The 7,965-nt window shown below is 43.7% G+C and carries 3 protein-coding genes, 1 tRNA gene and 1 other RNA gene; 3 read left to right on the top strand and 2 right to left on the bottom strand.

Annotated elements, in window-relative coordinates; genetic code table 11:
* Positions 1-404: 404 nt before the first annotated feature.
* The 3 genes from PGW94_RS04035 (at position 405) to PGW94_RS04025 (ending at position 1,476) form a co-directional block, all read left to right on the top strand.
* Positions 405-476, top strand: a tRNA-Asn gene (locus tag PGW94_RS04035).
* A gap of 28 nt (positions 477-504) precedes the next feature.
* Positions 505-833: a transfer-messenger RNA gene (gene ssrA, locus PGW94_RS04030) on the top strand.
* 175 nt (positions 834-1,008) lie between these two features.
* A complete protein-coding gene (locus tag PGW94_RS04025; protein WP_271758884.1) occupies positions 1,009-1,476 on the top strand; it encodes a ClpXP protease specificity-enhancing factor SspB in 468 nt (155 codons plus the stop codon).
* A gap of 577 nt (positions 1,477-2,053) precedes the next feature.
* Here PGW94_RS04025 and topA read toward each other — a convergent pair.
* On the bottom strand, positions 2,054-4,507 hold the full coding sequence (gene topA / locus PGW94_RS04020) for a type I DNA topoisomerase (protein ID WP_271758882.1): 2,454 nt from the start codon (positions 4,505-4,507) through the stop codon (positions 2,054-2,056).
* A 1,956-nt stretch (positions 4,508-6,463) separates the two neighbouring features.
* Positions 6,464-7,843, bottom strand: coding sequence for an NAD(P)H-hydrate dehydratase (locus PGW94_RS04015; protein ID WP_271758880.1), 1,380 nt, complete (start codon positions 7,841-7,843; stop codon positions 6,464-6,466).
* Between the last annotated feature and the right edge of the window lie 122 nt (positions 7,844-7,965).

Genomic DNA, 7,965 nt, shown 5'->3' with positions numbered 1-7,965 from the left:
AGCTCTGCGTATCAGCTCTGCGTATCAGCTCTGCGTATCAGCTCTGCGTATCAGCATATGCTGAGTGTGTTTTCGTCTGTTATGACGTCAAGTAATTCATTATTATCAGTTTGGTTTCTAACTGTGCAATACCTTGCAGGAGGTATTCTGGCCGTTTTACATACAGATTAAGATGAAGAACATCCCCTGATTTCATAGGAGAGGAAATTGTCTATACTGCCTGATTATACAATCTTGAGATTTAGCCTTTGTACCAATGCCTTTACATTACCAAGTGGTTTGCAAAAATTTTCTCAATTTTGTGGAAAAAAAGCACAAATGCGGTATATAGGTTAGAGTCGCTTTGTGGCGTGCTGAGGTTTTTATGCTTCGCGCACGTTTTTGTTGCGGCAATCGTTTTCTATTCCCTGGTAGCTCAGCGGTAGAGCAACTGGCTGTTAACCAGTAGGTCGTTGGTTCGAATCCGACCCGGGGAGCTCGTACTTCCCTTTACATGGCGTCTGCGATCTTGACTTTGTGGCATTGTGGCAATATAATCTGGCCGTGATCTTTTCACTATGGCAATAAAGGTTACTCGGAATAGGTATTTTGGACCCGAGGGCAGTGCTCGGCATCTCCACTTGATCTGCGGGGATGAAACAGGTTAGACAGATACAATAAAGGAGCTCTCCGTTGCTCGGTGGTGATTCCAGCCGTATAATTGGGTTAAATTTATAAGTGCAAACGATGATTTCGTTGCCGCTAATGACAACGTGGAACAAGCTTTCGTAGCTGCAGCCTAGTGTGTTTTTAGCGCGGTTTGGGGGCTTACCGGGCAACAGAAAAGCCCTCCCTTCTGATGTTTGTTCCCCTGTGATAGTGATGTGCGTATCTGTGTCGGGTATGGCAGTATGCAGCGGGCCTGTTTTGTTTTAACGCCCGTGTTGATTTCTGGTATAATGGTGGTACTCTGCTACGTGGTAGGTTGGCCTTTGTAGGGGGCGATCGCTGTTTTATGCGTGAGGTTGTATGAGTGATCTTGTAGATTATCGCAGGCTGGTCTATACCGCTATGTGCGGTGTGGTCAGGGAAGCTATGTGCTTTTTTTCAAAGCTTTCTCCTTCTAGAGACGTGCACGTTGCAGTATCCTTCCTGACGAACTGCAATGGCGTCGTTCTTCCTGATTACCTGAAGGTGCAGTACCCAGAGAGTATGACGATAGTGCTGCAGTACCAATTCCGAGAGCTGACCGTGAGCGAAAGTAGCTTTAGTGTTGTGCTTAGCTTTAGGGGAAAGGAGGAATGTATAACTGTTCCATTCCGAGCAATCGTGAAGTACGTAGATATGCTTTCGAACTTTTCGCTTGATCTTGAGCAGTATGGAGACATAGAGCTTGAAATGGAAGTAGACTCCGACAATGACGATGATTTGGATGTTATGTCTTCTCTAACTACTGAGGATAACATAATCTTCATTGATAAGTTTAGGAAGAACTAGGCAACGTGCGTTGTTGCGGTGACAGCTAAGAACGGACTGCTGTTTGTAGTGGTGCGGTTTTTGTCTCACTGAAGGCGGGTATTGTCTCCAGTTTGTTTTTCTAATTCCTAAGAGCAGAGCACAGAAAGGTCTATAAACCTGAAAGCACTACAGATTCGCAATGACCAAGAAACAAGCTGTATTAAAAGATGCTTTTGTCTACCTTTGCCAATAGCTCCATAAATAGCGACTGTGTCGCCTAATAGCATGGGTTAGGCTTCTGACTTACAATAAACGATAATGTAACAAAATTCGTGCTGAGTCCTGCACGAGCGCGGAAAGCACTGAGAATTTTATGAAAGATCTTAATCAGTAATAGCATTACCAATGCTGGCAGGATTTCGTGCTATGGTGCATAATTACTCATGCCATCCCGGCTAAAGGCAATGCGTTCTGTTCTAGCTTTACACCCACTCTAATTAGGCTCGCGTTAATGCCTCATTTTGTATGCTTAGTTTCTGTTGCAGTTCCCGTGTGTCGATAAAACGCAATGTAATGTGCTCCAGATTCTACCCAGCGCAACGCTGAACTCGCGGCTCTAACTGGTAGAGCCTGACATTTTTTGATCTAACAATGTAACTGCTTCTTCAAGGCTTATATCGGCAGACTTACCTTTTATTGCAACATTGACTTTGTCACACTTAAGGTAAAAACCATACCTTCCCTTGCATACGTATATTTCCTTACCATTTCCATGCTTGCCCAATAGCTTTGCCTTCTTATCAGCTTGGGTATCGATGATACGTATGGCATCTTCGCAGGTTAAACTAAGAAAATCGTCCTTGTCCTTTACAGAAAAATACGTTCCTTCATATAATATATACGGCCCAAATCGGCCAACACCGAGCTTTATGTCCTTTTCGGTATTCGGATACTGCCCAAGAGTCAGCGGCAGGGCTATAATCTTCCTTGCCACATCAATATTTATCTCCCCTATTCCCTTCGGAATTGAAACGCGCTTCGTGCTATTGCCAAGCTGAAGATATTCCCCATACGGCCCATTTTTCAAGAAAATTTCCTCCTGTGTTGCGGTGTCTATACCCAACACACGCTGCGCATTGTCCCCTACTGACGCACTTGCCTCATCGCCTATACCCCTGGTGTATCTGCATTCAGGATACCTATTACAGCCCAAAAATGCATTACTCTTGCCAATATTGAGAACTAGCTCTCCAGTGCCACAAGTTGGGCACACTTTACTAGTGCTGTTTTCCGTATCCGAAACGGGAAACGCATAGCTCTCCAGATCTCTGGTTATGGCCTTCAGTATTTCACTGACCTCTATGGTTTTTACAGAACTAACATCAGCTATAAACTTGTCCCAAAACTGACGCAATACTTCCTTCCAAATCATTTTACCGTTGGAAATGAGGTCAAGCTCTTCCTCCATATTCGCGGTAAAATCATACTCGACATATCTCTTGAAAAAGTTCGTGAGGAACGCATTCACTATGCGCCCCCTTTCGCTTGGAATAAATCTCTTCTGCTCAAGATGCGTATAATCTCTCTCCTGCAAAACAGAAATTATGGCTGCATACGTTGAAGGCCTACCTATTCCTATCTCTTCCATTTTCTTTACAAGGCTCGCCTCACTGTACCTTGCCGGAGGTTGCGTAAAATGCTGATTAGGCCTCACATTGAGTAAACTGCAGCTTTCGCCTTCCTGAAGATTAGGAAGCATGCTTCTCTTATCGCCGTCTTCTGGCCCGTAAACTCTATAGTATCCATCAAAACTCAGCGTTGATCCCGTCGCATGTAGCCCTATCTTTCCACATTTAGATCTGATATCAACTGCCACCTGATCTATCACCGCAGATTCCATTTGGCTTGCTATTGTCCTTTGCCATATGAGTGTGTAAATCTTTAACTGCTCAGCAGTAAGGTACTTAGCAAGATTTTCAGGAAGCATGGTGATGTCGGTAGGACGTATAGCCTCATGCGCTTCCTGAGCATTCTTTACCTTTTTTGTATAATGTCTGACCGTGCTTGAAAGGTATTTCTCACCGTACTGCATCTTTATGGTGTCACGTATGTACGATATCGCCTCCTCAGAAATATAAAACCCGTCAGTACGCATATAGGTAATTAGACCTACCGTCTCTCCCCCTATGTCAATGCCCTCGTACAATTTCTGAGCAATCATCATGGTATTCTTCGCCGAGAAACCCAGTTTTGTAGATGCATCTTGTTGCAAACTAGATGTTATAAACGGCGGATATGGATGCCGCTTTGTTTTCTTTGACTCTACCGAAGCAACTGTGTAGCTCTCGCTACTTACTCGTTTTGCGTACTCCTCTGCCTGCTTTGAGTTTGTGATGGAAAATTTATCAAGCTTTTCTCCGTCGTAATACTTCAAAACCGCTTCAAAACCCTCTGAGTTTTTGTTCTGCATATCGCAGGAAATATCCCAGTACTCCTTAGACTTAAACTGCTCTATCTCGTATTCCCTATCGCAGAGAAGACGCAATGCAACTGACTGAACTCTCCCCGCCGACCTACTCCCAGGCAACTTCCTCCATAACAACGGAGACAGCGTAAACCCAACAAGGTAATCCAACGCCCGTCTGGTCTGCTGTGCGCGCACCAGATCCATATCTATAGGACGACAGCGATCTATAGCTGCGGTGACAGCTCTCTTTGTCACTTCATTGAAGACCATCCTTTTTACAGCAACATCCTTTGCTATAACATCCTTCTCTTTCAATATCTCAATGACATGCCATGCTATTGCCTCCCCTTCACGATCCGGGTCCGTAGCTAGGTAGATGTCACTTTTCTCACCGCGCACTACCTTTACTATTTTGTCTATGTGCTTCTCTGACTTGGCTATCAGCTCATATTTCATCAGGAAGTCATTATCCGGATCTACAGACCCACTTTTAGCAGGAAAGTCCCGAACGTGGCCAAACGAAGCTACAACATTAAACTTCTTTCCCAAATATTTGCTTATAGTCTTTGCCTTAGAAGGAGACTCTACAATAACCACGCCCATTTTCAACCTACAAACCATGCTCCCGATGGAAGCTAGCAACCTAATATTATAAAACGGAAGTCTTGGAAAGTGTTTTGATTCCGCAAATTCTGTAAAATCAACCAGGCTACTATAAAAACCCTATACGATAGAAAGTGTTTCCACGAAGGTCAAACATATACAACAGAACGTAACAACTATCAACAGGACCTTTACAGCATTTTACACAAACGCATCCTGGCAGAACTTATATTAGTACTTACATATGTGATTTAAATATGTATTACTATACCATAATATGTGCCTATCAAATGTTGAGATATCATACAATAACTGGATATATCTAAATTAATTAGTACATGTGCGAAGAAAATACAGAGGTGACTTGTACAAAACCGCTGCTAGCCGCGGCGCACGTAGTGTAATGCATTCTTTTGTACCAAAGAACGACGCGGGTACCGTACCTTACCCTGTTAGTCTATACTCAAGCTCCATTAGTTCAGAACTTAACAAATGCGTTACCTGATATCAGCACAAGAAGGAAACCGTAAGTTATAATATTACGACATGTACCAGAAAGTCATATTGCGGAGTTATCTATTCGAAGCATAACTTTTCTGCGAACAGTGCAGATATTACGTCCGCGATTAGCTTGCTTCAGATCTTTAAAAAATAGCACTACAAAGAAACTAAAGAAGGATTTTACAAGCTTCTATCACGAACAAACGACAGCGCAAATATAGCTACGCAAAAAACGATGCGCCGTGGCAGAACACTACCGGGCATACACCACATGTAACAATAAACGTTTATTATTCGCTATATTTGAACCAAAGGTGCTACCCAGCGGTTTCTACGCATTTATGTTCCTATACTCATGCCCTTGCAAGGTAATGTAAAATTGTGACTGTAGGACTCGGCAATACTCACTTACCCAACGCATACCATTTTTGCTCCACACAATTACCATAGAACCAAGCAGAGTGCTCACAAATCCAGGACACCGCCCACCCCACCTTGTTAATCCTCCACCGGATCAATTAATATACCTACAACAAAGGATCGCTTTACCCCCCCCCTATACTTCAGCACTTGCTACAATATAACTCTGCGGTGCCGTTATTCTTTTTTTATTCACTATCCACAGATAATGGAGACTTTCAGGATTACAGCATGTTAATGAAACAGGCACATGTGCTCCAATTACGCTGAACAATTTGACGATTTAACAGCATGCTCTAAATACGACACCTTAGATGGCCTACTCCTCAACACAAATGCATCTTCATGTAGGAAAACTTTTCACAGACTACTGCATAGTTCACCTTAGCATACGTTAATATTGCGCTCCTTCCAGGCGTGCCCAAGCTCGGAAACTTCCCTGCTTATATTTATCCAAGTCAGCCTTCGCAAAAGACAACCCTCCCTTTTGTTTACGGGTATGATAGTGACAGGAACAATGGACTGCCGCAGTTCCACCTTTTAATAAGGTTAACCACGCAGGTACTTACTTTCATCGCTATGCAGATTTTACATTAAGGAAACTCTATACACACTGTGAGCGACCATATCCTATAGCAAGTAGACAAAGGTGTGCGTAGAGGGATCTCCCCAGACCAATATGCTCTAGAACATCGCTACACTCCACGCTTTATGGAACTTTAGCTGTCATGCGTACCAAGTGTTCTGTACCGTCTCTGTGTCATATGCTCTGTTTCCGGACTGCTTATCCACTTCACAAATAACACATACCGAAAACATTAGAACAAATACACCTGACAAGAAGTGGCTATTTACCTGAATAATGCTTCTTTTTTAAAGTAAAATCTTGGCGTTTATCAAAAATGAACCTCAGGCTACTTTCTACATTCATCAACCGTATGAGCAATTCGCCACCGTACCGTTTTACCACCTACCATGCACATGAATATCGCATCAACCTTATGAAAAAGAGCATTACGGGATGTTTATGGCCTACTATAGAGACGATAAAACTTCAGGGATCCCACATACTATATCGTCAGCTATGAGCCCCAGCCTGTACTTCTTCCCGCATTCACCATGCACCCATACACCACAGCAAGCCGCATAAAAAGCATCCATGCCAGATGCCACAAGTCCTGTAATAATACCAGCAAGAACGTCTCCACTTCCGATTGTGGCCAAGGCACTGGGAGCATTATTGTTCACCGCCACTCTACCGTCTGGCGATGCTATTACTGTATCATGCCCCTTTAAGACAACAATAGCACCAGACATTTTGGCCGCTTTCTTTGCCCTCTCCACAGTTCCACCACTAAGATCAGGAAAAATACGCCTAAACTCACCCTCATGAGGAGTTAACACAGCCTTCCTGCCATTAATGCCGTTGAATAGCATATCGCTACAGCCTTGAAAAACAGAAAGCGCGCCTGCATCCAAAACATATGACCTATCCTGATCTCTAAGTACCTCAAGCACCTTAGTACGAAGTTCAACCTCTTCTTCCTCGCATCCAGGTCCAATAAGCACTGCTGTGACCCTCCTATCACGCATAATCTTGTCATGTTGCTTATACATGACAGAAGTAAGAGCACTAGCATATAAAGCAATCTCATTATCATTACATGCAACTGCTACTGCACCGGGGCATGTCCTCAATGCAGCCAGTGCAGCGAGTTTTACCGCTCCCACAGCTCTTATTCCTGGTGAACATACCACAGCGTAGCCCCTATTGTATTTGTGGGATTCATGGCTTGGACGCGGTATCAACCCACTCCACAAACACGGCGTGTTATAGTATGCTGTTGCCGAACATACCTGTAGCCCAATATCTTTTATACTGACTTCGCCTGAGTAGTATCGTCCAGGAGAAATCACATGCCCAAACTTCAGACATGAAAACGTCACCGTGAGATCAGAACGCACCGCAGAACCCATTATTTCCCCTGTATCTCCGTTGATACCAGTAGGAAGATCAATAGATACTACGGGCTTGCCACTTTCATTTATTTTATAAATGACCTTTCGCAAATCATCTTCTATAGGTCTTGATAGCCCTAATCCAAACACAGCATCAACTATGATCGACTCACTTGTTTCAAAATTGTCAAATTGCACTGGGGGAACATCTAGCATGTTGCTTTTATACCCCACAACTCTGACCTGCCAGCCAAGATCCCTAAGTAAGCGTGCAACAGCTACACCATCCTTGCCATTGTTGCCTGGTCCGCACAAAACAAGAGCCGAAGACTTGGGAAAACGCGCAGTTATTTCCTCCGTTACGGCCGCTCCAGCTCTGGAAATAAGCTCCTCAACAGGAATAGGTGACTTTTGCTCACATTCCCTAAATTGATTTACCGAAAGAATAGTACGCATATACTTGCCCGATAATAACACGGCTTAGTATAGTGAAATGGAGGATATATAGAAGCACAAACATGACTGCCCCCTTCAGTTCATGAACATTGGAACGAAAAGCAGTGGAACGAGAGATTGCA

This window comes from Candidatus Anaplasma sp. TIGMIC (genome assembly GCF_028204095.1).
Classification (GTDB): Bacteria; Pseudomonadota; Alphaproteobacteria; order Rickettsiales; family Anaplasmataceae; genus Anaplasma.
Note: the sequence above shows the minus strand (reverse complement) of the source record. Positions and strands in the feature narration are given on the sequence as shown.

Coding starts and splice junctions, on each gene's coding strand:
- PGW94_RS04025 (WP_271758884.1), top strand. CDS start 1,009: ATGAGTGATCTTGTAGATTATCGCAGGCTGGTCTATACCGCTATGTGC.
- topA (WP_271758882.1), bottom strand. CDS start 4,507: ATGGGCGTGGTTATTGTAGAGTCTCCTTCTAAGGCAAAGACTATAAGC.
- PGW94_RS04015 (WP_271758880.1), bottom strand. CDS start 7,843: ATGCGTACTATTCTTTCGGTAAATCAATTTAGGGAATGTGAGCAAAAG.